Annotated in this window: 25 protein-coding genes and 1 pseudogene; 18 read left to right on the top strand and 8 right to left on the bottom strand. The window is 72.4% G+C overall.

Annotation, left to right across the window (positions count from 1 at the left end; genetic code table 11):
• Positions 1-27: 27 nt before the first annotated feature.
• Entirely contained in the window at positions 28-2,223 is a 2,196-nt protein-coding gene (locus J2S57_RS34725; protein ID WP_307250769.1) for an alpha-galactosidase, read from the bottom strand.
• A gap of 53 nt (positions 2,224-2,276) precedes the next feature.
• On the opposite strand from J2S57_RS34725, the gene J2S57_RS34720 reads away from it, so the two are divergent.
• The 10 genes and pseudogenes from J2S57_RS34720 to J2S57_RS34680 all read left to right on the top strand — a co-directional run bounded on the left by J2S57_RS34720 (position 2,277) and on the right by J2S57_RS34680 (position 10,156).
• On the top strand, positions 2,277-3,368 hold the full coding sequence (locus tag J2S57_RS34720) for an ROK family protein (protein WP_307250767.1): 1,092 nt from the start codon (positions 2,277-2,279) through the stop codon (positions 3,366-3,368).
• Positions 3,369-3,437: 69 nt separating this feature from the next.
• On the top strand, positions 3,438-3,671 hold the full coding sequence (locus J2S57_RS34715) for a hypothetical protein (RefSeq protein WP_307250765.1): 234 nt from the start codon (positions 3,438-3,440) through the stop codon (positions 3,669-3,671).
• 181 nt (positions 3,672-3,852) lie between these two features.
• On the top strand, positions 3,853-4,614 hold the full coding sequence (locus J2S57_RS34710; protein ID WP_307250763.1) for a DeoR/GlpR family DNA-binding transcription regulator: 762 nt from the start codon (positions 3,853-3,855) through the stop codon (positions 4,612-4,614).
• A complete protein-coding gene (gene pfkB, locus J2S57_RS34705; RefSeq protein WP_307250761.1) occupies positions 4,611-5,564 on the top strand; it encodes a 1-phosphofructokinase in 954 nt (317 codons plus the stop codon). The genes J2S57_RS34710 and pfkB overlap by 4 nt, the downstream gene beginning before the upstream one ends.
• A gap of 38 nt (positions 5,565-5,602) precedes the next feature.
• Positions 5,603-6,052 (top strand): PTS sugar transporter subunit IIA, encoded by a 450-nt coding sequence (locus tag J2S57_RS34700; protein ID WP_307250759.1) that lies wholly within the window; start codon positions 5,603-5,605, stop codon positions 6,050-6,052.
• Positions 6,049-7,527, top strand: a complete 1,479-nt coding sequence (locus tag J2S57_RS34695; protein ID WP_307250757.1) for a PTS fructose transporter subunit IIC — start codon at positions 6,049-6,051, stop codon at positions 7,525-7,527. The genes J2S57_RS34700 and J2S57_RS34695 overlap by 4 nt, the downstream gene beginning before the upstream one ends.
• 21 nt (positions 7,528-7,548) lie before the next feature.
• Positions 7,549-7,830, top strand: a complete 282-nt coding sequence (locus tag J2S57_RS34690; RefSeq protein ID WP_307250755.1) for an HPr family phosphocarrier protein — start codon at positions 7,549-7,551, stop codon at positions 7,828-7,830.
• Between the two features lies 1 nt (position 7,831).
• The gene (gene ptsP / locus J2S57_RS34685; protein WP_307250753.1) at positions 7,832-9,508 is read left to right on the top strand and encodes a phosphoenolpyruvate--protein phosphotransferase; all 1,677 of its coding nucleotides are present in this window, start codon (positions 7,832-7,834) and stop codon (positions 9,506-9,508) included.
• Between the two features lie 47 nt (positions 9,509-9,555).
• Positions 9,556-9,807, top strand: a pseudogene (locus tag J2S57_RS35485) (contact-dependent growth inhibition system immunity protein); the annotation flags it as partial.
• Between the two features lie 214 nt (positions 9,808-10,021).
• Positions 10,022-10,156: a hypothetical protein gene (locus tag J2S57_RS34680; RefSeq protein ID WP_307250751.1), complete on the top strand. Its 135-nt coding sequence runs from the start codon at positions 10,022-10,024 to the stop codon at positions 10,154-10,156.
• Between the two features lie 83 nt (positions 10,157-10,239).
• Here J2S57_RS34680 and J2S57_RS34675 read toward each other — a convergent pair whose 3' ends face one another.
• Positions 10,240-10,518, bottom strand: a complete 279-nt coding sequence (locus J2S57_RS34675; protein WP_307250749.1) for a DNA gyrase subunit A — start codon at positions 10,516-10,518, stop codon at positions 10,240-10,242.
• Between the two features lie 289 nt (positions 10,519-10,807).
• Between J2S57_RS34675 and J2S57_RS34670 the strand changes: the two genes are divergently transcribed.
• Positions 10,808-11,005 (top strand): hypothetical protein, encoded by a 198-nt coding sequence (locus J2S57_RS34670; RefSeq protein ID WP_307250747.1) that lies wholly within the window; start codon positions 10,808-10,810, stop codon positions 11,003-11,005.
• A gap of 28 nt (positions 11,006-11,033) precedes the next feature.
• Here the strand turns inward: J2S57_RS34670 and J2S57_RS34665 are convergent, their stop codons facing one another.
• The gene (locus J2S57_RS34665; protein ID WP_307250744.1) at positions 11,034-11,951 is read right to left on the bottom strand and encodes an SDR family oxidoreductase; all 918 of its coding nucleotides are present in this window, start codon (positions 11,949-11,951) and stop codon (positions 11,034-11,036) included.
• A 109-nt stretch (positions 11,952-12,060) separates the two neighbouring features.
• On the opposite strand from J2S57_RS34665, the gene J2S57_RS34660 reads away from it, so the two are divergent.
• On the top strand, positions 12,061-12,900 hold the full coding sequence (locus J2S57_RS34660; protein ID WP_307250742.1) for a helix-turn-helix transcriptional regulator: 840 nt from the start codon (positions 12,061-12,063) through the stop codon (positions 12,898-12,900).
• Positions 12,901-12,962: 62 nt separating this feature from the next.
• Entirely contained in the window at positions 12,963-13,337 is a 375-nt protein-coding gene (locus tag J2S57_RS34655; RefSeq protein ID WP_307250740.1) for a hypothetical protein, read from the top strand.
• Between the two features lie 57 nt (positions 13,338-13,394).
• Here J2S57_RS34655 and J2S57_RS34650 read toward each other — a convergent pair whose 3' ends face one another.
• Both J2S57_RS34650 and J2S57_RS34645 read right to left on the bottom strand, forming a co-directional pair.
• Positions 13,395-13,760: an HPF/RaiA family ribosome-associated protein gene (locus J2S57_RS34650; protein ID WP_307250738.1), complete on the bottom strand. Its 366-nt coding sequence runs from the start codon at positions 13,758-13,760 to the stop codon at positions 13,395-13,397.
• A 72-nt stretch (positions 13,761-13,832) separates the two neighbouring features.
• Positions 13,833-14,675, bottom strand: coding sequence for a hypothetical protein (locus J2S57_RS34645; protein WP_307250736.1), 843 nt, complete (start codon positions 14,673-14,675; stop codon positions 13,833-13,835).
• 105 nt (positions 14,676-14,780) lie between these two features.
• Between J2S57_RS34645 and J2S57_RS34640 the strand changes: the two genes are divergently transcribed.
• The 3 genes from J2S57_RS34640 (at position 14,781) to J2S57_RS34630 (ending at position 18,102) form a co-directional block, all read left to right on the top strand.
• Positions 14,781-15,662: an LLM class F420-dependent oxidoreductase gene (locus J2S57_RS34640; protein WP_307250733.1), complete on the top strand. Its 882-nt coding sequence runs from the start codon at positions 14,781-14,783 to the stop codon at positions 15,660-15,662.
• Positions 15,663-15,783: 121 nt separating this feature from the next.
• Positions 15,784-16,770, top strand: coding sequence for a hypothetical protein (locus tag J2S57_RS34635; protein ID WP_307250732.1), 987 nt, complete (start codon positions 15,784-15,786; stop codon positions 16,768-16,770).
• A 27-nt stretch (positions 16,771-16,797) separates the two neighbouring features.
• Positions 16,798-18,102: a putative bifunctional diguanylate cyclase/phosphodiesterase gene (locus tag J2S57_RS34630; protein ID WP_307250730.1), complete on the top strand. Its 1,305-nt coding sequence runs from the start codon at positions 16,798-16,800 to the stop codon at positions 18,100-18,102.
• Between the two features lie 39 nt (positions 18,103-18,141).
• Here the strand turns inward: J2S57_RS34630 and J2S57_RS34625 are convergent, their stop codons facing one another.
• Positions 18,142-19,020, bottom strand: coding sequence for an NAD(P)H-binding protein (locus tag J2S57_RS34625; RefSeq protein ID WP_307250728.1), 879 nt, complete (start codon positions 19,018-19,020; stop codon positions 18,142-18,144).
• A gap of 97 nt (positions 19,021-19,117) precedes the next feature.
• Here J2S57_RS34625 and J2S57_RS34620 point away from each other — a divergent pair, with 97 nt between their 5' ends.
• Positions 19,118-19,963, top strand: coding sequence for a LysR family transcriptional regulator (locus tag J2S57_RS34620; RefSeq protein ID WP_307250725.1), 846 nt, complete (start codon positions 19,118-19,120; stop codon positions 19,961-19,963).
• A gap of 5 nt (positions 19,964-19,968) precedes the next feature.
• Here the strand turns inward: J2S57_RS34620 and J2S57_RS34615 are convergent, their stop codons facing one another.
• A complete protein-coding gene (locus J2S57_RS34615; RefSeq protein ID WP_307250723.1) occupies positions 19,969-21,030 on the bottom strand; it encodes a DNA polymerase Y family protein in 1,062 nt (353 codons plus the stop codon).
• A 149-nt stretch (positions 21,031-21,179) separates the two neighbouring features.
• Positions 21,180-22,310 (bottom strand): acyltransferase family protein, encoded by a 1,131-nt coding sequence (locus tag J2S57_RS34610; protein ID WP_307250721.1) that lies wholly within the window; start codon positions 22,308-22,310, stop codon positions 21,180-21,182.
• Positions 22,311-22,526: 216 nt separating this feature from the next.
• Here J2S57_RS34610 and J2S57_RS34605 point away from each other — a divergent pair, with 216 nt between their 5' ends.
• Positions 22,527-23,219: a DUF3455 domain-containing protein gene (locus J2S57_RS34605; RefSeq protein WP_307250719.1), complete on the top strand. Its 693-nt coding sequence runs from the start codon at positions 22,527-22,529 to the stop codon at positions 23,217-23,219.
• Positions 23,220-23,222 lie beyond the last annotated feature (3 nt).

Raw genomic sequence — 23,222 nt, 5'->3', positions numbered from 1 at the left:
CGACGTCACCAGGCCCGTCCGGTCGGCTCAGCGGGCCGTCAGCTCGAGCACCAGGGCCTGCTGCGCGGCCAGGGTCGGCATCGGGACACCGGCCGTGGCCAGCACCGCGCCCGGCAGTACCAGCGAACCGTCGAGCGCGGCCTGCATCCAGGCCGACTGCGCCCGGCCCGGGAACGAGGGCAGGCCGAACTCGCCGACGACCCGCACCGCGTAGTCGCGGGTGGTGTCCAGGCCCGGGAACCGCACCTGCCCGGACAGGATCGACGGCGACGTCACCGTGCGGGCCCACACGAAAACCGCTCGGCTGCGGTCGGAGTCGACGATCCCGCGCAGCGTCGTGGCCGGGTCGGGGATGTCCGCGTTCACCAGCCGGCCGCGGGCGACGACCGGGCGCAGGCTCTTGGCGAACTCCACGAACGCGGTCAGCTCGGCCAGTTCCTCGGCGGTGCGGCTGGTCAGGTCCCACTCCACGCCGGTGTGCCCGATCAGGGCCCCGGCGAAGCGCAGCGCCGTGTCGGTGCGGCGGCTCGTGGTGTGCGCGGGGGAGGAGCCGACGTGCACGCCGACCAGCTCGGGCGGCAGGAGCAGGGTGGTCCAGCGGTCGGTCATGATGCGCTCGACCGGGTCGATGCAGTCGGAGGCCCAGACCCGGTCGGTACGGGCCAGCACGCCGAGGTCGACCCGGCCGCCGCCCGACGAGCACGACTCGATCTCCAGCCCGGAGTGCCGTTCGCGCAGCACATCCATCAGGCGGTAGGTGGCGTGCGTCTGCGCGGACACGGCCGGGGCGTCGCCGTGGGTGCGGGAGACGGCCTCGTGCAGGTCGCGGTTGTGGTCCCACTTCAGGTAGGCCACCCGGTACTGCGCCACCAGGCCGCTGATCGCCTCGAGGAGGTAGGCGAACGCGTCGGCGTTCGTCAGGTCGAGCAGGTACTGCTGGCGCATCGAGGTGCCCGCGCCCTGCGACGGCGCCAGGATCCACTCCGGATGCTCGCGCGCCACCACGCTGTCCAGGCTGACCATCTCCGGCTCGAACCACAACCCGAACTCCAGGCCGCGCTCGCGCACGTGGTCGGCCAGCGGCGCCAGGCCCTGCGGCCAGACCTGTGGGTCGACCTGCCAGTCACCCAGGCTGGTGCCGTCGTCGCGGCGGCCCAGGAACCATCCGTCGTCGAGCACGAACCGCTCGGCCCCGACCTCGGCGGCCTTGTCCACCAGGGCCTTCAGCCGGGTCAGGTCGTGGTCGAAATAGACCGCCTCCCAGGTGTTCACCAGCACCGGCCGGGGCCGCCGCGGGTGGGAGGGACGGGCCCGCAGATAGTCGTGGAACCGGTCGGAGATGCCGTCGAGGCCCTCGCCCGACCAGGCGAAGAACGCCTCCGGAGAGACGTACGACTCACCCGGCAGCAGACGGATCTCGCCGGGACGCAACGCTTCTCCGCCACCGATGACCGCGGACGAGTCACCCGCGCCCTCGGCCAGGCGCTCCACGCGCCAGTCGCTGTCGCCGCTCCAGGCCAGGTGGTAGGCCCAGACCTCGCCGGTGCGGTTGCCGAAACCGGCCGTGCCGACGACGGTCACGAACGGCGAGTCGGCGCCGGGCTTGCCGCGGCGCACCTGACGGTGGTGGGAGCCGTCGACGACCGGCAGGCGCTGCGGCTGGCGCTCGCGCGACCAGCGGCCGGTGAAGTCGAGGATCTCCCCCGCGCGCGGGGGTAGCGGCAGGAACGATGTGAGAGAGGCCAGATCGTAGGGGATCTCACCGTCGGCGTCCTCGCCCGGACGGTGCACCCGGTGCTGCGTCTGCACGAGCCCCTGCGGGGTGAGGGCGATCCGCAGCGACAGCTCGAGGCCGGTGACCTCGTCCGCGAACCGCGTCTCGAGCACCCCGCCGGAACCGGACGGGCCCGCGGAGGTGACCGACGCGTCCACCATCACCGGACGGGCGGAGGTGCGACGCCCACCCAGGTGACCCGAGATCGCCGGCGTGCCCGACCACATGTCGCGCTCGAGGGGCAGCAGGGTGAGGCGCCGGGAGACGTCGGGGCCGTTGTTGGTGAGCTCGACGCCGGAGCTCAGGCGCAGGGCGCGCAGGCCCGCCTCGCTCAGGCCGCCGAGGTCGGCGCCCCAGTGCAGGACGCTCGGGACCGGCCCGTCGAGGCCGATGACCAGGGAGACCCCGGCCGCGCGGAAGTGGACCGGAGTCATGTCGTCGTCGCTCACGGCATTACTTTTACCATGAAAGAAAGTCGGGTGCGCAGGGGTAGATTGGCGGGGTGCCCACCCCTCCGCTCTCGCCCCGGGCCCTGGCCCTGACCCGGTTCCTGCTGGTGCACGGGCCCTCGAGCCGGGCCGTCCTCGGGGAGGCGCTGCAGCTGTCGGAGGCCACGCTGTCGCGGGTGGCGCGGATCCTGCTGGACGCGGCGATCGTCACCGAGCACTCCGAACGGGCGAGTGTGGGGCGCCCGAAGCAGATCCTCACGGCGGTCCCCGGGTCCCGGCACGTGGCCGGCATCAAGCTCACCGGCGACACCGCCCACGGCGTGCGGTGCGACCTGGCGGGCACGGTGGTGGGCTCGCTGGAACTGCCCCTGCCGGCCCGGTTCGAGGGGGCGGTGCCGGTGGACGGCGTGGTCGCGGTCGTCGGTGAGCTCGCCGACCGTCTCGGTCCGGTGGACGGGGTGGGGCTGTCCGTGGGCGGGGTCGTCGACGACCGCTCGGTCGTGCGGGACGGGCCGTTCCTGGGCTGGCGGGACGTCGATCTCGGCGCCCGGGTGCGCGAATCGTCGCGTCGGCCGGTGGTTCTCACGAACGACGTGGTCGGGCTGGCCCGGGAACAGCTGTGGTTCGGCGCCGGGCGCACGCACGACACCTTCGGGGTGGTCACGGTCGGGGCCGGTCTCGGGTTCGCGGTGGTGCGCGAGGGCGTCGTGATGGAGCGGCTCATCGACAACGGTCACCTGCTGGCCCACGCGCCGATGGACGCGTCGGGGCCGCCGTGTGCGCTCGGTCACCCCGGGTGCGTGTCGAGCTACCTGGACCGCGACGTCGTGGCCGCGCGCTCCGGGCTCACCGGGGCGCAGGTGACCTTCGAGCAGCTGGCCGCCGTCGACCCGGACTGGCTCGGGCAGGCGGCGCGCACCCTGGGGCACCTGGTCGCGACCGTGGCCGGTGCGCTCCAGACCCCGAGGATCGTTCTGGCGGGGGAGGACGTGAACACTCTTTGGGCCTCACCGGTCACGGTGCGGACACTGCGTGAGCGCACCGGCGGGACACCGCTGGAGATCTCCACCGGGCCTCTGACCTTCGAGGACTGGGCGCGGGGAGCGGGCGTGGCGGGTATTCAAGGGTTACTCGGAGCTCTGTGAGGGGGTCCGAGAGGGGGACTTCTGGGCAGGTTCGTCAGACGGGGCGCCCCGGGTGGCGCATACTGAAGTGTGAATCCTCGCCCTGCAGCACGACGCGTTCTGCCCAGCAGTCCTTTCGCGGCGTCGTCGCGAATTCCGGCCGCCGCCGAGGACCTGGAAGACGGTGACCGGGTCACCCATGACCGGCACGGCCTCGGCACGGTGCTGCGGGTCATCGATGACTACGAGGCCGCCGTCACGTTCAAGCACGACAGTGAGGGCACCAGCCGCATCGTCTCCCGTCTCAAGCTGACCAAGCTGTAACGCCGGTCCGCTCACGGCGGCCGTCCTCCTCCGGGAGGGCGGCCGCTGTTGTTTTGTGCGGGTTGTCGGGTTCAGGATGCGGCCGTTCGCGGATCCGGGTCTTTGTCCGTGTTGCTTTTGGCCGCCGCAGGCCTTAAACCAGACACAAGCAAAGATCCGAGTGGTTGGACAATGGTGTCGAATGTTCGCGAGTGAGCGTCAGCAGGTCATCCTCGACCGGGCCCGGCAGGACGGGCGCGTCGATGTCCAGAGCCTGGCGACCGACCTGCAGGTGACCCAGGAGACGATCCGCCGCGACCTGACGGCTCTCGAGCGCCGCCGGATGCTGCGTCGTACCCACGGCGGGGCCGTGCCGGTCGAGAAGCTCGACTTCGAGCCGCAGCTCTCGGTGCGTGAGACCCTCCACGTCGACGAGAAGCAGCGCATCGCCCGCGCCGCGCTGGAGGAGCTGCCCGAGGAGGGCGCGGTGCTGCTCGACAGCGGCACCTCGACCGCGGCGCTGGCCCAGCTCATTCCCGACGACCGCGCGCTCACCGTCGTCACCAACGGCATGTCGGTCGCGCTGATTCTGGCCGACCGGCCCAACATCACGCTGCACACCGTCGGCGGCCGGCTGCGCCCGCGCACCCTCGCCTCGGTCGGCGACTGGGCCGAGCGCGAGCTGCGCGAGACGTTCGTCGACGTCGCCTTCATCGGCGCCAACGGCGTCTCGGTGGCCCGCGGGCTCACCACGCCCGACCGGGCCGAGGCCGCCGTCAAGCGCACCATGATCGAATCGGCCCGCCGCACGGTGGTTCTGGCTGATCACACCAAGTTCGAGGCCGACCACTTCGCCCAGTTCGGGCACCTGGCCGACGTCGACGTCATCGTCACCGACACGCAGCTGCACGCCGACCTGGTCACCGAGGTCACGAGCGCGGGACCGAGAGTGGTACAGGCATGATCATCACCTTGACGCCGAATCCCAGCCTGGACAAGACGTTACAGATCCCGCGTCTCGAACGGGGTGCGGTGGTCCGGGCTTCCGGGGGGCGGGTGGACGCGGGTGGCAAGGGCGTCAACGTCTCCCGGGCGCTGGCGGCGCACGGGCTGGCGAGTACCGCGGTGCTGCCGCTGGGGGGTGCGGCGGGGGCCCGGCTGGCCGAACTGCTGGATCTGGCCGGTGTCCCGGCCCGGGTCGTGACCGTCGCCGGGGAGCCGCGGGTCAACGTCACGGTCGCCGAGCCTGACGGGGTGACGACGAAGATCAACGAACCCGGGCCCGCGCTGTCGCTCTCCGAGGTGTCCGAGATGGTGGACGCCGTGGTCGGCCTGGTCTCGCCGGGCACCTGGGTCGCGGGGTGCGGCTCGTTGCCGTCCGGGGTCCCGGACTCGTTCTACGCCGACCTGGTGCCCCGGCTGCGGGATCTCGGGGCTCACGTGGTCGTCGACACCAGTGGCCCGGCGCTGCGGGCGGTGCTGGCCGCCGGGCCGGATCTGGTGAAGCCGAACCTGGAGGAGCTCGTCGAGGCCGTCGGCCGCCCGCTGTCCACACTGGGTGACGTGGTGTCGGCCGCCCGCGAGTTGCTGGAACGTGGAATCTCCACGGTGCTGGCCAGTCTCGGTGCCGACGGGGCGGTACTGGTGTCTTCCGGGGTGTGCCTGTACGGTACCGCCCGGGTCTCCCGTCCCCTGAGCACCGTCGGGGCCGGAGACGCCCTGCTGGCCGGGTATCTGGCCCACATCTCCTCCGCCCCCGCGGATTTCGGCGGCGCCCTCGCCAACGCCCTGTCGTTCGGTGCGGCCGCCACGTCGCTGCCCGGCAGCCGGATGCCCGGCCCGGACGAGGTCGCGGCCTTCCCCGCGACCGTCCACGAACGTCTCGACCCGTCCCAGAAGCTCTCTCTCCTGTGATCCCCGTTCAGCGAACTCCTCGAAAGGTGACATCCACCATGAGCGACTTGATCAACGAAGACCTGGTCCTGCTCGACGTCGCGGCCCCGGACAAGTCGGCGGTGACCCGGCTCCTGGCCGAGCGTCTCGCCGCCGCCGGCCGTGTCACCGACCTCGACGGCTTCCTCGCCGACGTCCAGGCCCGCGAGGCGCAGATGGCGACCGGCCTGCCCGGCGGCATCGGCATCCCGCACGCCCGCTCGAAGCACGTCACCGTGCCCACGCTCGGCTTCGCCCGGGTGCCCGCCGGGGTCGACTTCGGCGCCGAGGACGGCCCGGCCACCCTGGTCTTCCTGATCGCGGCCCCCGACGGCGGCGGGGAGGAGCACATGAAGATCCTCGCCTCGCTGGCCCGCAAGCTGATCCACCAGTCGTTCCGCGACTCGCTGCTCCAGGCGCCCGACGCCGCCGCCGTGGTCGAGATCGTGCGTCAGGCGGTGTCGGCGTGAAGATCGTCGCGGTCACCTCCTGCCCGACCGGCATCGCGCACACCTACATGGCGGCCGAGGCTCTCGAGCAGGCCGGCAAGGACGCCGGGCACGACATCCAGGTCGAGACCCAGGGTTCCGCGGGCTCCGACCCACTGGCGCCCGAGGTCATCGCGGCCGCCGACGCGGTGATCTTCGGCGCCGACGTCGAGGTCCGCGACCGGCACCGGTTCGACGGCAAGCCGCTGGTGGAAGTTCCCGTCAAGAAGGCCATCTCGGATGCCCCCGGCCTGATCGCGCAGGCGGTCGAGCTGGCGCGCACGGCACCTGCTCCCGGTCCGGCTCCCGCTCTGGCGAGCAAGGTGACCACCGACGCGAGCCACGCCACCCGTGTCCGTCAGTGGCTCATGACCGGTGTCAGCTACATGATCCCGTTCGTCGCGGCCGGTGGCATCCTCATCGCCCTGTCGTTCATGATCGCGCAGCTGGCGGCGGGCAAGCAGGGCGCCATCCTGGTCACCCAGATCCCGCTCACCGAGGTCACCCAGAACTTCGACGTCACCTCCGGAATGCACTGGGCCGCCCTGCTCTTCCAGATCGGCGGCGCGTCGTTCGCGTTCCTGGTGCCGGCGCTGTCCGGGTTCATCGCCTTCGCGATCGCCGACCGTCCCGGCATCGTGCCCGGTTTCGTCGGCGGCTCGCTCGCGGTCGCCGTGGGCGCGGGCTTCCTCGGTGGTATCGCCTCCGGCTTCATCGGCGGCTTCGTGGCCCTGTGGCTGGCCCGCCGCAAGGTGCCCAAGGCCGTGCGCAGCGTCATGCCGGTCGTCGTGATCCCGCTGGTGGCCACGTTCGTCACCGGCCTGATCATGCTGATCGTGCTCGGCCGCCCGCTGAAGTGGGTCTCCGACTCGCTCACCGACGGCCTGAACGGCATGAGCGGCGCCAACCTGATCGTGCTCGGCATCGTGCTCGGCCTGATGATGGCGTTCGACATGGGCGGCCCGGTCAACAAGGTGGCCTACACCTTCGCCACCACCGGCCTGGCCGCGGTCGGCAACTCGACCGACGCCACGCAGCTCAAGATCATGGCCGCGGTGATGGCCGCGGGCATGGTGCCGCCGCTCGGCATGGCCCTCGCCACCCGCCTGCGCCCGGCCCTGTTCAGCGAGCCCGAGCGCGAGAACGGCAACGCCGCCTGGCTTCTCGGGGCCTCGTTCATCACCGAGGGCGCGATCCCGTTCGCGGCCGGCGACCCGCTGCGGGTCATCCCGTCGCTCATGCTCGGCTCGGCCGTCACCGGCGGCATGGTGATGGGCTTCGGCAGCACGCTGCGCGCCCCGCACGGTGGCCTGTGGGTCACGCCGCTCATCGGCGGGGTGCTGCCCTACCTGATCGCCCTGGTCGTCGGCACCGTCATCACGGCCTTCGCGGTGGTGGCGCTCAAGGGCCTGCGAACCCGCGCGGCCGTGGCCGACCCCGCTCTCGTCGACGCCTGATCTTTCGAAAGGTTCTCTGTCATGCCCGAACGTACCGTTGTGATCGGTTCCAGCGTGGGTCTCCACGCGCGTCCCGCCAGCCTCTTCACCCAGGCCGCCACCGCCGCGTCCGTTCCCGTGACCATCGCCCGGGCCGGAGGTGAGCCGGTGGACGCCCGCAGCATCCTGCTGGTGCTCAGCCTCGGCGTGAAGAACGGCGAGACGGTCACGCTGGCCGCCGAGGGGGAGGGCGCCGACGCGGTGCTCGACTCGCTCGCCGACCTGCTCTCGCGGGATCTCGACGCGGCGCCGGCGGGGAACTGAGATGCCCACCCGGATCGAGGGGCTCGGCGTCAGCCCGGGCACGGCCCACGGGCCGGTGGCCCGGCTGGCCCCGCCACCGCGGCCACCGGCCGGTGAGCAGCCCGGTGCCGACCCGGCGGCCGAACTCGGCCGGGTGGGCGCGGCGCTGGAGCAGGTGGCGGTGCTGTTGTCGGAGCGGGCCGTCCAGGTGGGGGGCGAGGCCGGTGACGTGCTCACCGCCACCGCCCTGATGGCCCGCGACCCGTCGCTGATCGCCTCGGTGAAGGGCCTTCTCGAGCAGGGCCGGCCCACCGCCGCGGCCCTCGACGCGGCCGTCGAGAGCGTCTGCGACGTGCTCGCCGGGCTGGGCGGGTACATGGCCGAGCGGGTCAGCGACCTGCGTGACGTGCGCAACCGCGCGCTGGCCGTGCTGCTCGACCTGCCGATGCCCGGGATCCCGCACCCCGGGCACCCTTTCGTGCTGGTCGGGCACGACCTGTCGCCCGCCGACACGGCCACGCTCGACCCGGCCGAGGTGCTGGCCATCGTCACCGTCGAGGGCGGGCCGACCAGCCACACCGCGATCCTGGCCAAGGGACTCGGGGTTCCGGCCGTGGTGCAGGCGGTTTCGGCCGCCGGCCTGACGGACGGCTCGACGGTGGTGGTCGACGGCTCGACCGGTCTCGTGACCGTTGACCCGTCTCCCGAGCTCGTGGCGGCGGTGGCCGAACAGGCGCGTGTGCGAAAGGCTCTCGCGGCCACCGGCAGCGGCCCGGGCCGTACCGCCGACGACGTCCCGGTGGCGCTGCTGGCCAACATCGCCACGGTCGAGGACGCGCGGCGCGCAGGCGCCCTCGACTGCGAGGGGGTGGGCCTGTTCCGCACCGAGGGCCTGTATCTCGGCCGGCAGAGCGCTCCCTCGCTCGAGGAGCAGGAAGCCAGTTACCGTGAGGTGCTGGGGTATTTCACCGGGCGCAAGGTGGTGGTGCGCACGCTGGACGCGGGGGCCGACAAGCCGCTGGCGTTCGTCGACCACGGCGACGAGGAGAACCCGGCGCTGGGCCTGCGGGGTCTGCGGGTGTCGTGGAAGAACCCGGGCCTGCTGCAGACGCAGCTCGAGGCGCTGGGCCGGGCCGCCGCGGCCGTCGACACCGAGGTCTGGGTGATGGCCCCGATGGTCGCGACCCCCTCGGAGGCGACCGGTTTCGTCGAGGCGGCGCGGGCGGCCGGTCTGTCCGTGGCCGGGGCGATGATCGAGGTGCCGGCGGCCGCGCTGCGGGCGTCCCGCGTGCTGGCGACCGTGGACTTCGTCAGCATCGGCACGAACGACCTGGCCCAGTACACCTTCGCGGCCGACCGGATGCAGGGTGAGCTGGCCGGGCTGCTCGACCCCTGGCAGCCGGCGCTGCTCGACCTGATCGCGGCGGTCGGTGAGGCGGGTTCCTCCCGTGCGGTGCCGGTCGGGGTCTGTGGCGAGGCGGCGGGTGACCCGTTGCTGGCCTGTGTGCTGGTCGGGCTGGGGGTGCGGAGCCTGTCGATGGCGCCGGGCCTGGTCGCCACGGTGCGGCTGGTGCTGGCGGCCCACTCGCTGGCCGAGTGCCGGGCGATGGCCGAGGCGGCGCGGGACGCCGACGACGCCACCTCCGCACGGGCCGCGGTGCGGGCGCTGGTGAAGGAGTCGGTGACGGCCCTGCTGTGACCGATCGATCCCGGTAGAATGGGTTTTTCGGGACGGACGGGACGAGCATCGAGAATCTGCGCCGCCTCGCGCGCGACTCCTTCCGCCAGGACTTCGACCTCGACGTGGACTCGCCGATCGAGGTGGTGGTCGTCAGCTTCCGCGATCGTGAGTCGCCCGGCACGGTGCGGGAACTGCAGAACACCCTGCGCCGGCTCGTCCTGTCCGACCTGGGGGAGAACGGCCTGCGGCACGTGTGGTCGCACCGGCTCCGGGCCTCGTACGACCCCCGGGCCGATGGCATCAGGACGTCCGGGTGGTTCCGGCAGATGATCGCCGCGCTCGCCCCCCCGCTTCCTCGGCCACCGCGAGCGTCTCGCCGACGTTCGGGCCCGGCCCCGGCTGTACGGGCTCAGCACGTTCGACGAGACGCTCGCGTTCGTCACCGGGACGGACGCGGCGACCGGCTGGACGCTGCTCGACGGCTTCCGCGAACACCTGTCGGCGAAGTGCGGTCGCGGGAGCAACGGCACGGTGGCGTACCTGCTGCACCGGGTCGCCTACCCCGCGGGCGAAGACGCCGACGGGCGCGAGCCCGACCCCGAGGCGGTCATGTTCGTGCTCGGCGAGGTGCTGGCCTTCCTCGGGCAGAAGCAGCCCCGGCCGTGAGCGGGTGGCTCGAGGTCTGAGGGTGATCGGGGCCGAGCGAAAGCAGGGCGCGCCGGCCCGGCTGGAGGAAGGCTGGATCGGGCCTAGGCCGGGTCGCTCGCGGCGAGCTTCTCGCAGCGGGCGATCTCGTCGGTCCACCAGGCGCGCATGCCCTTGCTCCACTGCCGCACCTGGAGGCTGAGCAGGGCCATGGCCTGGTCCTCGGTGAGGTCGAAACGGGCCGAGAGGCTCACCTGGGCGGCCTCGGCGTCGTCGGCCGCCTCGACGATCTCGAAGACCTCGTCCCGGTGGTTCAGCGCCACCTCGATGCCCCGCAGGATGTGGAGCCGGGAGCGGGCTTCGGCGATGTCCTCGGTGTTCACGGACCCACTGTGAAGGTTCGGGATCCCCGGCGTCTAATCGACGCCTGTCCGAGAGCGCTGGGTGTTCTCCCGGGTGCCGATTCGTGATGGTCACCGGCCGCCAGGGTGTGTGTGGGGTCACGATCGGACTGCGGGCTCGCCTGGGTCGGGGCTCTCGTGCCGGCCCCGCTTCCGGACGTCCGCCGTCTGCGGGCCGTGGGCCTGGCCCGGGCCGGCCGGAGCCTCCTCCCGGTCGGCTGGGAGGTGGCGACGGAGGCGGTGCGCCACTCCCGCGCCAGGCGCCTGGCCGGTGCTGCACGAGGCCGCGCCCGGCCTGGTGGGCGGTGCCACGGTCCCGCCCGACACCGGCGACGACGCCGGGGACCCGCACAGCTACCGGCACGCCCCCGGCCGGAACGGGCGCCGGGCACGAGGTGATGATCCACCGGGACGTCCGGACGTGCTCCTGGCCCTGCCTGGGTCGGGCGAGAACGGGACCCAGAACTGAACCGGGCCCGGCGAGGTGGTGAGCCCGCTCAGCTGCCCACGAGCCGCAGACCGGTCAGGTCCTCCGAGACCTCCCAGACGCGCCCCGCCTCCCGCTCGTCGAGCAGCGGCCGGTACAGCCGCTGCTCGGCCGGGGAACCGCCCAGGTGCCCGGGTCCGTCCGGCCCGTAGAGCTTTCCGCCCTCGGCGGTGGGGGAGGTGGCGGCGTGCAGGGCGGGCAGGCAGGCGGTCTCGACGGTGCCGAGCAGGATCCGGCGGCGTGAAAGGGCCCGGATGAGGCGGACTTCGAAGGTGTCGCGTTCGCGGCCCACCTCGGGCCGGGCCGCGAGCAGGCTGGTGGGGGCGACGCCCGGGTGGGAGAGGTTGCTGGAGATGCCCCAGCCACCGGCCCGGCTGCGCCGGTCGAGTTCCAGCCCGAAGAGCCCGAGCGCGATCTTCGACTGGCGGTAGGCGACGGTGCGGTTCCATGAGCGTTCCCAGCCCAGGTCGTCCCAGCGGATGCGGCCACGCGCGGCGGCGACGCTGATCTGGGAGGTGACCCGGGCCCGGCCGGCCCGCAGCAGCGGCATCAGGTGGGCGACGAGCGCGAAGTGGCCGAGATGGTTGGTGCCGAACTGCAGTTCGTGGCCGTCGGCGGTGGGGATCCGGCCCGGTGGGTTCATGACACCGGCGTTGTTGACCAGGACGTGGACGGGATCACCGGCCGCGAGCAGGGTTTCGCCGAAGGCCGCGACGGAGGCCAGCGACGACAGGTCGAGCTGGTGCAGCGTCACCCGGGCGCCGGGGACCTGCCGCTGCACGGCGTCGATCGCGGCGAGTCCCTTGCGCTGGTTGCGCACGGGCAGCACGAGTTCGGCGCCGGCGGCCGCCAGCCGGGTGGCGACGGCGAGGCCGATGCCGTCGCTGGCACCGGTGACGAGAGCGCGACGTCCTTGGAGATCAGTCATGGCCAGGAGCCTGTCCGGCCGGGCGGATGTTATCCACGACCTGACAATCAGTGGCTGAGGGACGCGGTGGACGCCAGGGTGGGTCCGTGGGCACGAGTGAGGGGCTGAGATGATCAACCGGGACGCGCTGGCGGAGTTCCTGCGGCACCGCCGGGAAGCGCTGCAGCCGGAGGACGTCGGGATGCCGCGTGGCCAGCGGCGCCGCACGGCCGGGCTTCGGCGTGAGGAGGTCGCGGTGCTGTGCCACATGTCGCCCGACTACTACGCGCGGCTGGAGCGGGCGTCCGGCCCGGCGCCCTCGACGCAGATGATCGCCTCGATCGCGCAGGGGCTGCACCTGTCGCTCGACGAGCGCGACCACCTGTTCCGGCTGGCCGGGCACGAGCCGCCGGGCCGGGGCGCGGGCAGCGAGCACGTGAGCCCCGGGATGCTGCGGGTGTTCGACCAGCTGGTCGACACCGCGGCCGAGATCGGCACCGAGCTGGGCGAGACGCTGCGTCAGACCCCGCTGGCGGCGGCCCTGACCGGCGAGGCGAGCCGTTACGAGGGGCCGTTGCGCAGCCGGGGCTACCGCTGGTTCGCCGACCCGTCGTCGCGGGAGCGCTACCTGCCCGAGGACCACGCGTTCCTGTCCCGGATGTACGTCTCGGGTCTGCGGGGTGTGATCGGGCAGCGGGGCCCGCACTCGCGGGCGGCCGGGCTGGCCGCCCGGCTCCGCGACGAGAGCGAGGAGTTCCGCGAGCTGTGGGAGGGCCAGGAGATCGGGGTGCGTCCCGACGAGGTGAAGCGTTTCCGTCATCCCGAGGTGGGGGTGATGGAGCTGAACTGCCAGGTCTTGCTCGACCCGCTGCAGTCGCACTGGCTGATGGTCTACACCGCCAACCCGGGCAGTGAGAGCTACGAGAGGCTGCGGCTGCTGTCGGTGCTGGCAGCACCCGTCTCACCCTGATCGCCCCGGTGCGCCGGATCTGGCTAGCATCAGGGCGGTGGCACAGCTGTGCGGGACGAACGATGGGTCAGTCGATGGACCGGGCGTGGCAGATCGAGCAGGAATTCTGGCAGGACTCGGCCGGCCCGGGCCCGGCCCACTGGTTCGCGCGGTACATGGCCGCGGACGGGTTCATCGTGCTGCCCAACCGGGTCGTCTCCCGTGACGGGCTGGTGCACGGGTGGAGCGACCGGGGCCCGCTCAGGACGTGGGAGCTGGGGCAGCCGTCGTTCACCGTGATCGAGGGCGGCAACCTGGTGATGAACTACGAGGCGCACCTGGAGGCGGACTGGCTGCCGGGCTACGACGCCTACATCACCTCGGTGTACGTGTGGGGCGCGGGCGACTGGAGCATGATCTGCCGCACCCACACCCCGCGCGGGGCGTTCCCGTTCTAGGCCTGTCTCACGACAGGCCGGCCCAGAACGGAAAGGCCCCGGAGCGGGAAACGGTGCCTAGGAGATGATGTCCTCGGGGAGCTCGGTCGGCTCGGCCGTGCGGATCGAGTCCCGTCCGCGGCGTGTGGAGAGCTTGGCGGTGCTGCTCTCGAGCGACTTGGTCAGCTTGCCCAGCGCGCCGTGGAAGGCGTCGTGCACGTTGCCGGCCGAGTGGGTCACGACCAGGTCCTTCACGCCGGCGAGCCGCGCGTCCAGGCCGCACCGGATGTCGTCGGTGCCGGGCTTGTCGCCGTTCTCGTCGCTCAGGTGGACATCGACCCGGACCAGCTGCTCGGCGAAACGCGCGAGCGAATCGGTGAGCTGGTCCTCGATCCAGTCCGTCTCGGTCCGGATGTGCTTGTCGGTCTGAACCTGAACCTGCACGGGCTACCTCCGTTGCGATCGTGATGCTGCCCGGAACCCTTCCACACCCCACCCGGGCCCGCGAGGCCAGATTCACCGCGACAACCGGTAGTGCAGCCGTACCACGGTGGCCGACCACAGGCACAGCTCGTGGTCGGTGCGCAGGACGCCCTCGTCGTCGACGAACACCCGGAACGTCTCGTGCAGGGGCACCCGCGCGGCGAACGCCCGGCCCCGGTCGAGAGTGGTCACGTAGGCGCCGTCCTGCCCGAAACGGCCACGGGGGGACGACAGTTCGAGCGCCCCACCGTCGAGGACACGGGGGCGCAGGAACACCTGCACGTTGCCCGACTCCAGCGGGAACGCGACGTGCACGCTGGGGCGGTCGGCGCCGGGTAGTGAACGCGTGGAGTAGGCGCCGCTGAAGACCCACTCGCCGGTCGCCTTGAGGGTGCGTAGCCAGGCGGCCCCCTGCTGGGTGCCGTTCGCGTCGTGCAGCGTCACGACCCGGCTGTCCATGCCGCGGGAGACGTCGAGAGGGCGCATCGGCAGGGCGAGCTGCTGCAGGCGGCGTCCGAAGAAGCGGGCGATCAGCTCACCCCCGGGCTGGAACACGGGACTCCACTGCGTCCAGGCCTCGAGGCGCCAGGCCGAGGTGTGCTCGTAGAAGTCGCGCACCAGCGGGTGCAGGTCCGCGGCCGCGAAACCGGGTCCGTCGAGAACCGCCAGGTCGCGCACCAGACCCGCGTCCGCGCGTCCGTGCTGTGCGTGCCCACCCATCGCCCGGGCGGCCGACTCGACCCACGCGTCCGCCACGTTCGGGCCGTCGTTGCGGGGAGCGTCCAGCCAGGCGTGCCGGCCGGCCAGGTCGACCGGGCGACCGGTGTGCCGCCAGAAGGTGCGGGTCAGGCGGTCGAGGGTCGAGAAAGCGCGCATCCGGGCAGCATGTCAGGCGCGCCCGTCGGCAGATACGGACGAGCCTCCGTTTTGGGGTTAGGGTGGTGACGTCTGTGTGACGACGTGAACGAGGGAAGGCAACTCATGGATCTCGGGATTCATTACTTCACCTTCACCCACCCGGAGTGGGAAACGACCCTGACCGATCGCTTCACCGAGACGGCGCAGATTGCCGACGAGGGTGGCGTGAACCTCCTGACGGTCATGGATCACTGGTTCCAGATGCTGCACGCCGGAGGGCCTTTCGAGCCCATGCTGGAGGGGTACACCTCGCTGGGGTACCTGGCCGGCATCACCCGGAAGGTCCGGCTGAGCCTGCTGGTCACCGGCGTCACCTACCGCCACCCGGGCCTGCTGGCCAAGATCGTCTCCACGCTCGACGTGCTCTCGCACGAGCGCGCGCTGCTGGGCATCGGTGCGGCCTGGTACGACCGCGAGCACGCCGGCCTGGGCGTGCCGTTCCCCTCCACCTCGGAGCGGTTCGAGCGCCTCGAGGAGACGCTGCAGATCTGCCGGCAGATGTGGTCGGACAACGACGGTGCCTTCCACGGCAAGCACTTCCAGCTCGAGGAGACCATCAACCTGCCGCAGCCGCGACGGGGCGGGGTGCCGATCATGATCGGTGGCGGCGGCGAGCAGAAGACGCTGCGCCTGGTGGCCCAGTACGCGCAGGCCTGCAACCTGTTCGGGGGCGCCGACGAGGAGTCCTACGAGACCGTGAAGCACAAGCTCGGGGTGCTGCGCGGGCACTGCGAGAAGCTGGGCACCGACTACGACGCGATCGAGAAGACGATGCTCTACCGCGGGCCGGTTCTCGAGGACGTGGACGGTTTCCTGGCCCAGGCCGAGAAGTACAAGGCGCTCGGCGTGGACCTGATCTCGCTCACCACCCCGCAGTACGAGAACCCGGTTCCGTGGGCGACCGGGCTGGTGCAGAACGTGATTCCGCGGCTCACGAACGTGTGAGTCCCCCCGTGTGCCGGGTGCGAGCCCGGCACACGGCCCTCAAGTCCGTCGCCGGGTTTCCGATCCCCAGAGCGGAGCGTTCCGGTCTGGGGGCGCCGGGGGATCGCGGGGGTCTCGGTCGATGAAGGACGACGTGCCGGACGTGGGTGCCGGCCGGCACCTTCCGCGGTGGTCGCTGCGCGCCCCGTACGTGCTGTGCGTCGTACTGGTGGTCGCCAACCTCTGGATCCTGTCGCCCGAACTGGTGGGCCCGGCCACCTTCCCGGTCATCGAGCTGGCCGGGCTCCTGACCACGGTCACCGCCGCCCGGGGCAGCGTCGACCGGCGCGGGGCCCGGGCCTGGTGGCTGCTGGCCGGCGGTTTCGTGCTCCTGGCCCTGACCGGCGTCGCCCTGGTGGCCTCCGGTTTCGGCGAGCACCCGGACTCGCTGCAGGACGTCTCCACCGGTGGGTTCCTGGCCGGGCTGCTGCTGCGGTTCGGGTTCGCCCTGGTGCTCCTGTCCGCGCTGCTCATGCTGAACACCCGCCCGGTGACCGGATCGGCGCGCTGGCGGCTGGGTCTGGACGTGCTGACCGTCGTCGGCGGTGGCCTGATGGCGCTGTGGTACCTGGTGCTGGGGCCGGTGCTCACCCGCAGGCAGCTCGACAACCCGCTGTTCGGCATCAGTTTCGGCGTGCTCACCCTGGCCGACCTGGTGCTGGTGCTCGGGGTCTCGAGCGTGCTGCTCAGCGGGGTGTCACCGCCGGACCGGCGCCCGGTGCTCCTGCTGCTGGCCGCCAGCGTGACGTTCCTGGTCGCCGACGTGTACTTCGTGCTCGGGCTGACCGATCCGGACGTCTTCACCCGCCGCGCGGCCAACCTGTTCCAGCTCGTCCCGCAGCTGTTCCTGGTGCTGGCCGCCACCGAGCAGCGGCGCCGCAACCTGCGCCGGCGCCGGGGTCAGCCGGTCTCCTCGCGCTCGCTGCGCCCGGTGACCTGGCTGCCCTACGGTGCCCTGCTGCTCAGTTCCGGCCTGATGGCCGTGGCCGCGGTGCGCACCGGGCTCTTCCCCTGGGGCGGCCTGATCGTCGGCAGCATCGTGATGACGGCGGCGGTGTCGTCGCGGTAGTTCCTGGTGCTGCGCGAGAACCGGGCGATGGCGACGACCGACGCCCTGACCGGGCTGGCCAACCGGGTGCGGCTGCGCGACGTGGTCAACGGGCTCACCGACCGCTCCGCGCACGACCCGCGTCCGGTGGCGATCCTGCTGATCGACCTCGACGACTTCAAACCGGTCAACGACCGGCTGGGCCACGAGGCCGGTGACGAGCTGCTGGTGGCGTTCGCCCGGATCCTGCGCCGCGAGGTGCGCGGCGGTGACCTGTGCGCGCGGCTGGGCGGCGACGAGTTCGCCGTCGTGCTCAGCGACACCCCCTCGGCCACCGAGGCGAGTGCCGTGGCCCGGCGCATCCTGGACGCTCTCGGCCCCCCGGTGCCGGTGAGCGGTCAGCTGATCGGGATCAGGGCCAGCATCGGCGTCGCGTTCAGCGTGGACGGGGCGCAGACCGGTGATCTGATGCGGCAGGCGGACGTGGCCATGTACGAGGCCAAGCGCGGCAAATCGCTGGGCTGGTGCCTGTACGAGCCGGGGATGGGGGAGGCCCGCCAGGCGCAGGCCCAGCTCGAGGCCGAGCTCGAGAACGCGCTGCTCGACGACGAACTCGTGGTGTACTACCAGCCCGTCGTGTCGCTGGCCACGGGCACGGCGTCCGGGGTGGAAGCTCTGGTGCGCTGGCAGCACCCGCGCGACGGACTGCTGACGCCTGCGCAGTTCCTGCCGCTGGCCGAGGGCGGCGACCTGATCGAGCGCATCGACGCCTGGGTGATGCGACGGGCCGCGCGGGACGTGCGTTCCTGGCAGCAGAGCCTTCCGGCGGGCCGTGGCCTGCACCTGAACGTGAATTTCTCCCCGGCCCGGCTGCAGCGTCCCGACCTGGTGGCCGAGGTGCTGGACGAACTCGCCGCGGCCGGCCTGGATCCGCACGACCTGGTGCTCGAGGTCACCGAGACCGCGGTGCTCGAGGTCGGCCGGGCCGGGCCGCACCTGGCGCAGCTGCGCGCCCGGGGGATCCGGGTCGCGCTGGACGACTTCGGCACCGGCTACTCCTCGCTGGCCCGGCTGGTGCAGGTGCCGGTGGACATCCTCAAGCTCGACCGGTGCTTCGTGCACGACGGGCACGAGACGGGGCCCTCGGTCGCGATCGCGCAGGCGGTTGCGGGGCTGGGCCGGGCGCTGGGGCTCGACACGGTGGCCGAGGGCATCGAGACCGCCGAACAGGCCGAGCAGATGCGGGTTCTCGGGTACGCCGGGGCTCAGGGGTACCACTTCTCCCGGCCGGTGCCGGCCGCGGAACTGACGCGGTGGCTGACCGGCGAGCGGGTGCGCCCGGCCGGGCCGTGACATCAGGTCTGCCCGGACCGGCCGGCCCCGGGGCGAGAGTCACACCGCCGCCTTGAGCACCTCCTGGCACCACTGCCGGAACGTGGTCGGGGTGCTGAACTCCGGCGTGCGGGTGACGCCGAGGTCGAGGCCCTCGTTCTTGGCCCGCCCCATGTCGGCGGCGGCCTGTGCCATCGCCGGTGAGCTGCCCCGCGCGAGGAGGTTGTCCCGGTGCGCCTGGACCGGAATCTGCTGGTACCGAACGCTTCTGCCGAGAACGTCCGCGACGGTCGCGGCCATCTGCTCGAAGGTGAGGTCCTCCGGGCCGAGCACCGGCCGCTCCTCGGAACCGGTCCAGCTCGCGTCGGTCAGCAGCCGGCCGGCGACCTCGGCGATGTCGCGGGTCGCGACCAGGGGCAGCGGCAGGTCGGGTCGGATCGGCCCGGAGAACACGCCCTGCGTGGTGATCGGGACGATCTGGCGCAGCGTGTTGTCCATGAACGAGGGCATGGTCAGGGCCCGGTAGGGGACGCCGGTGGCGGCGATCGCGTCGTCCATCCGCAGGGTGGCGCTCACGTATCCGGCGGACTCCTGCACCGCGGTCCCGCGGCCGAGCGCCGAAACACCCACGACGCGGCCCACCTTCTGCGCGGTGAAGGCCTCGATCCCGGCCCGGGCGAAGCCCGAGTACGCGTCGTCGGCCGACGGCGCGCTGGGGTCGGCGGGCACCAGCCAGAACACGGCGTCGGCCCCGGTGAGCGCCTCGGCGACGACGGCCGGGTCGCGGTGGGAGCCGGTCACGACCTCGGCGTGCTCGCGCACCTGAGGGCTCAGGCGCTGCGGGTCCCGGGCGACGACCCGCACCGGGGCCTGGGCCCGCAGCAGGTTCTGCACGACCTGGGAGCCGATCTGGCTGGTCGGGGCGGTGACGACGATCATGAGGGTTCCTTCCGGAGAGTGGCGGGGGGTTCGAAGTCAACGCCGTTACCCGCCCGGACAGAAGGACCGGTTCGCTCTCGATTGATACCGTGGAGATATGAATGACCTCGAGACGCGACAGCTGCGGTACTTCGTCGCCGTGGCCGAGGAACAGCATTTCGGACGCGCGGCGCAGCGGCTCGGGATGGCCCAGCCGCCGTTGTCGCGGGCGATCCGGGAGATGGAACGGCAGCTCGGCGTGCAGCTGCTGGTGCGCACCACCCGACAGGTCGCGCTCACCCCGGTGGGGGAGACCCTGCTCGACGACGCCCGCCGTGCGCTCGAGGCGGTGCAGGCCGCGGGCCGCCGCGCCCACCGCTCCGGCCGGCCGGCCCCCGCACTGACGGTGGCGCTGAAGGCCGACTTCGACGCCGGGCTGCTGCCCCGCATCGTCGAGGAGTACCGCGAGCTGCCCGTCCAGCTGCTGCTGGGCGGTCCCGGCGACCAGGTGCGGGCCGTGCGCGACGGGCGGGCCGACGTGGCTCTCGTGCCAACGCCTTACGACCCGCAGGGCCTGGAGTCCGAGCCGCTCGTGACCGCGCCGCGCGTGGTGGCGCTCGCGGCCTCCGACCCCCTGGTCACCCACCCGGGCCCGCTGCGGCTGAGCGACCTGGCCGGGCGGATGCTGCCCAACGGCACCGCCGCCGAGCTCGGTGACGTCACCGCGCCCACGGGACAGCGCGTGCGGCGTGACCTCTCGCAGATCTTCAGCCTGGTCGAGACCGGCAACCTGGTCTGGTTCCTGCCGCAGTGGCTGGCCGAGCGCTTCCCCCGCCCGAACCTGGTCTACCGCGCCGTCGAAGACCTGGAGCCCTCGACGTTGGCGGTGGTCTGGGCCGTCGGGTCACGCTCCCCGGCCGTCGCCGCGTTCGTGCGTACCGCCCAGGACGTCGCGAGCCGATAACCGCGTCAGAAAAGGGTTTCGGGCTCCTGCCCGGCCGGGGCCAGGCCGGTCAGCGTCACCCGCAGCCCGGCGAGCGGCGGCACCGGTTCCCGCTCGAGCAGGGCTGAGGCCGTGTGCACCCAGCCGTCGCCCGGAGTGCCGCTCTGGCGGCGCCGCTCGGGCCGCCCGCCGTCGCGCGGCTGCAGGGTGAGCAGGATGCCGGTGCCGCTCAGCCCGGCCTTCTCGGCCCGCCGCAGTACCCGCTCGGTGCACAGCCGGGCCATCGCCGCCGGCGTGTGGTCGGGCCGCGCGTAGCCCTCGGTGGAGACCTCGGCGCTGAGACTCTCGCGGTGCTGCACCGGGCGCACCACCGCGTCGTCGGTGCCGTTGCGGATCTGGGTGAGGCGCCGGGCCATCGTGGTGCCGCACAGGCGCTGGACCGCCTCGCGGGGAACCCGGTCGAGGTCGGCGAGGCGGTGCACGTCGAGGTTCGCCAGGCGGGTGAGGGTCTTCGGGCCGATGCCCCAGACCCGCGAGATCGGCAGCCCAGCGCGCAGTTCGGCCTCGTGGTGCGGCTCGATCAGGTGCAGGCCGTCGGGCTTGGCCGCCCGGGAGGCCAGTTTCGCCATCAGCTTGGTGCGCCCCACCCCGACGCTGACCGTGACGCCGAGCTCGAGAAGCACCTGGGCGCGCAGGGTCTGGGCGGTGCGCGCGGCCTCGCCCCAGTCACCCGCCCGCACGTCGAGGAACGCCTCCTCGACCGAGCCCGGCTCGACCGCGGCGGCGAAGCGGTGGAAGACGCCGAACAACGCGTCGGAGACCTCTTCGACCTCCGCGTGCGGCACGTCGAGCAGCACCAGCCCCGGGCACGCGTGCACGGCCTCCGCGACCGTCGTGCCACCGCGCACTCCCCGCCGGCGGGCCGGGTAGTTCGCGCTGGCCACGAACATGTGGTTCACGACCGCCACCGGGCGCCGCGCCAGGTCGGGACGGCCCCGCAGTGCAACCGCGGCGAAGAAGCAGTCGGCGTCGACGTGCAGGAGAGGCCGCCCTGAAGGCCCTGTCTCTCCCGCCCGCGACTCGAACATACGTTCGATGATAAGCCCTGACGAGCATCTGTGACGAACATGGTGCTCGCCGCACCCGCGACGACGACCGTGCCCGTGTCCGCGCCGGACACGCCCAGGTCCCTGGCCGCCGCGAGCACCCCACCGCAGCCACGGCCGTGCGGGCCACGTCACGCCGGCCGCGCTCGTTCCAGCCGGCTCACCCACGCCGCGTGTTTGAGGCCCATCGCCGGTTTCTCCACCAGGTTCCACGACAGCGCCGACACCGCCCCCGCCACCGCGACGACCGCGAGAACGAAGACGACGCCGGGGAACTCGGTGATCCGCAGGGCCACCAGCAGCTGGGCCACCGGCCAGTGCCAGACGTACATGCCGTACGAGACGTCCCAGCGCGGCTCCCACGGCACCGGAAGGCGCACCATCGCGTACAGGCACAGGTACGCGAACGCCGGAGCACCCAGCACCCGGTAGTTCTCGAAGTGCAGCAGACTCAGCATCAGCACCGCGAAAGCGCCCAGCGCGAGCCCGGCGTGGATCGGGATCAGGTCGGCGAACAGCAGCCCGGCGGTGCCGAGCAGGAACACCAGCGCGAAGCGCAGCAGGTACTCCGAGCCCAGCGGGTTCACGCCGACGGCACTCGCGAGCGTGGCCACCCACAGGCCCGCGATCAGCATCGGCAGCACCCACAGCCGGCGGGTCAGGATGCCGAGAAGGCCCAGCCCGGCGGCCAGTCCGTAGCAGAAGGCCTCGTAGAACAGCGTCCACAGCGAACCGTTGACCACGTCCGGGTTGCCGCCGGTGCCGGGCAGGCCGGCGATGCCGAACTGGCGCATGAGCAGGCCCGCGTTGGCGGTGAGATACCCGACGGACGAGTCCTCGCCGCTGAGCACCGAGGTGGCCGGGCGCCCCACGACCACCGCGAGCAGGGGCGCGATGAACAGGGCGGTGACGGTCAGGCAGGCGTAGAACCCGGGCAGGATCCGCAGCGCGCGGTGCCAGACGTAGCGGGGCAGCGATTTCAGCCGAAGGTAGCTGCGGACCACCAGGAACCCGCTGAGCACGAAGAACGCGTCGACCGCGAGGGCGCCGACCTCGGTGTGCCCGATGTGGGGCTGCCACCCGTAGCCGAGGAAGGACGCGTGCACGACGGCGACGAGAACGGCCAGGGCGAGCCGCATCACGTTGAGCGCGTTGTCGCGGGGGTCGAACGCGGTGGCGAGGGTCGGTGGGTGGACGGCGTGGCGGGCGAGGGGTGGGGTGGCGTAGCGCCGGGCCACGCGGCGCCCGGTATGGATGCTCACGGAGCCTCGTTCTCGTCCGGCAGACACCTCCTCACCCAATCTCACGTTGGGGGAGAGTTTGCTGAGAGGCGATTGAGCTGTGGTTATGCTCAGAAGGAGCCGGTGACGGCTGGAGAACCATCCCCCGAGGTGAGGGTTGGGGCAGGGGGTGAACCATCGGCCGGGCACCCGTCGTATGTCCGGTGTCCCGTTTCCGGAGCGAGAGGTGGAGCATCGATGAAGATCAGCACCCGGACCCTCCGAGTGGTGGTGGCCCTCGGCCTGACGATGACGGCGGGGCTGGCGACGGCCGGGGCGGCCCAGTCGTCCGCGCAGTCGTCCGCGCAGTCGTCCGCGCAGTCGTCCGCGCAGTCGTCCGCGCAGTCGTCCGCGCAGTCGTCCGCCCAGTCGTCCGCCCAGTCGTCGGCCGAGCCGTCCGCCCCGTGGTCCGCGCGGTCGCCGTTGCCGGCCGCCGCGCAGTCCTCGGCGCGCCCCTCGTCCGTTCCCGCGAATCTCGTCCCGCCGGCCGGCAACCGCGAGGTGGCCCGGTTCCGGGCCACCGGCGTCCAGGTCTACCGCTGCACCGGGGGCGCCTGGGTCTTCCTCGAACCGGCCGCGCGGCTGGCCGGTTTCGCGACCGCGACGCACCGCCCGGTCCAGGCTGTGCACTTCCGGGGCCCGAGCTGGGAGTCCCTGGACGACGGCTCGCTGGTGGAGGCCGCGTCGATCGCCTCGTCGCCGGTGGAGGGCTCGATCCCGCAGCTGCTGCTGCGGGCCACGACCACGCGCGGCGACGGGCTGTTCGGTTCGGTGACCTACGTGCAGCGGCTCGACACCACGGGCGGCGTGGCGCCGGTCGGGGCCTGTGCCGACGGCGCCACGCAGGGCGTCGCGTACACGGCCGCCTACCGCTTCTACGCGGCCGGGTGAGGT

The organism is Kineosporia succinea (genome assembly GCF_030811555.1).
GTDB lineage: Bacteria > Actinomycetota > Actinomycetes > Actinomycetales > Kineosporiaceae > Kineosporia > Kineosporia succinea.
Note: the sequence above shows the minus strand (reverse complement) of the source record. Positions and strands in the feature narration are given on the sequence as shown.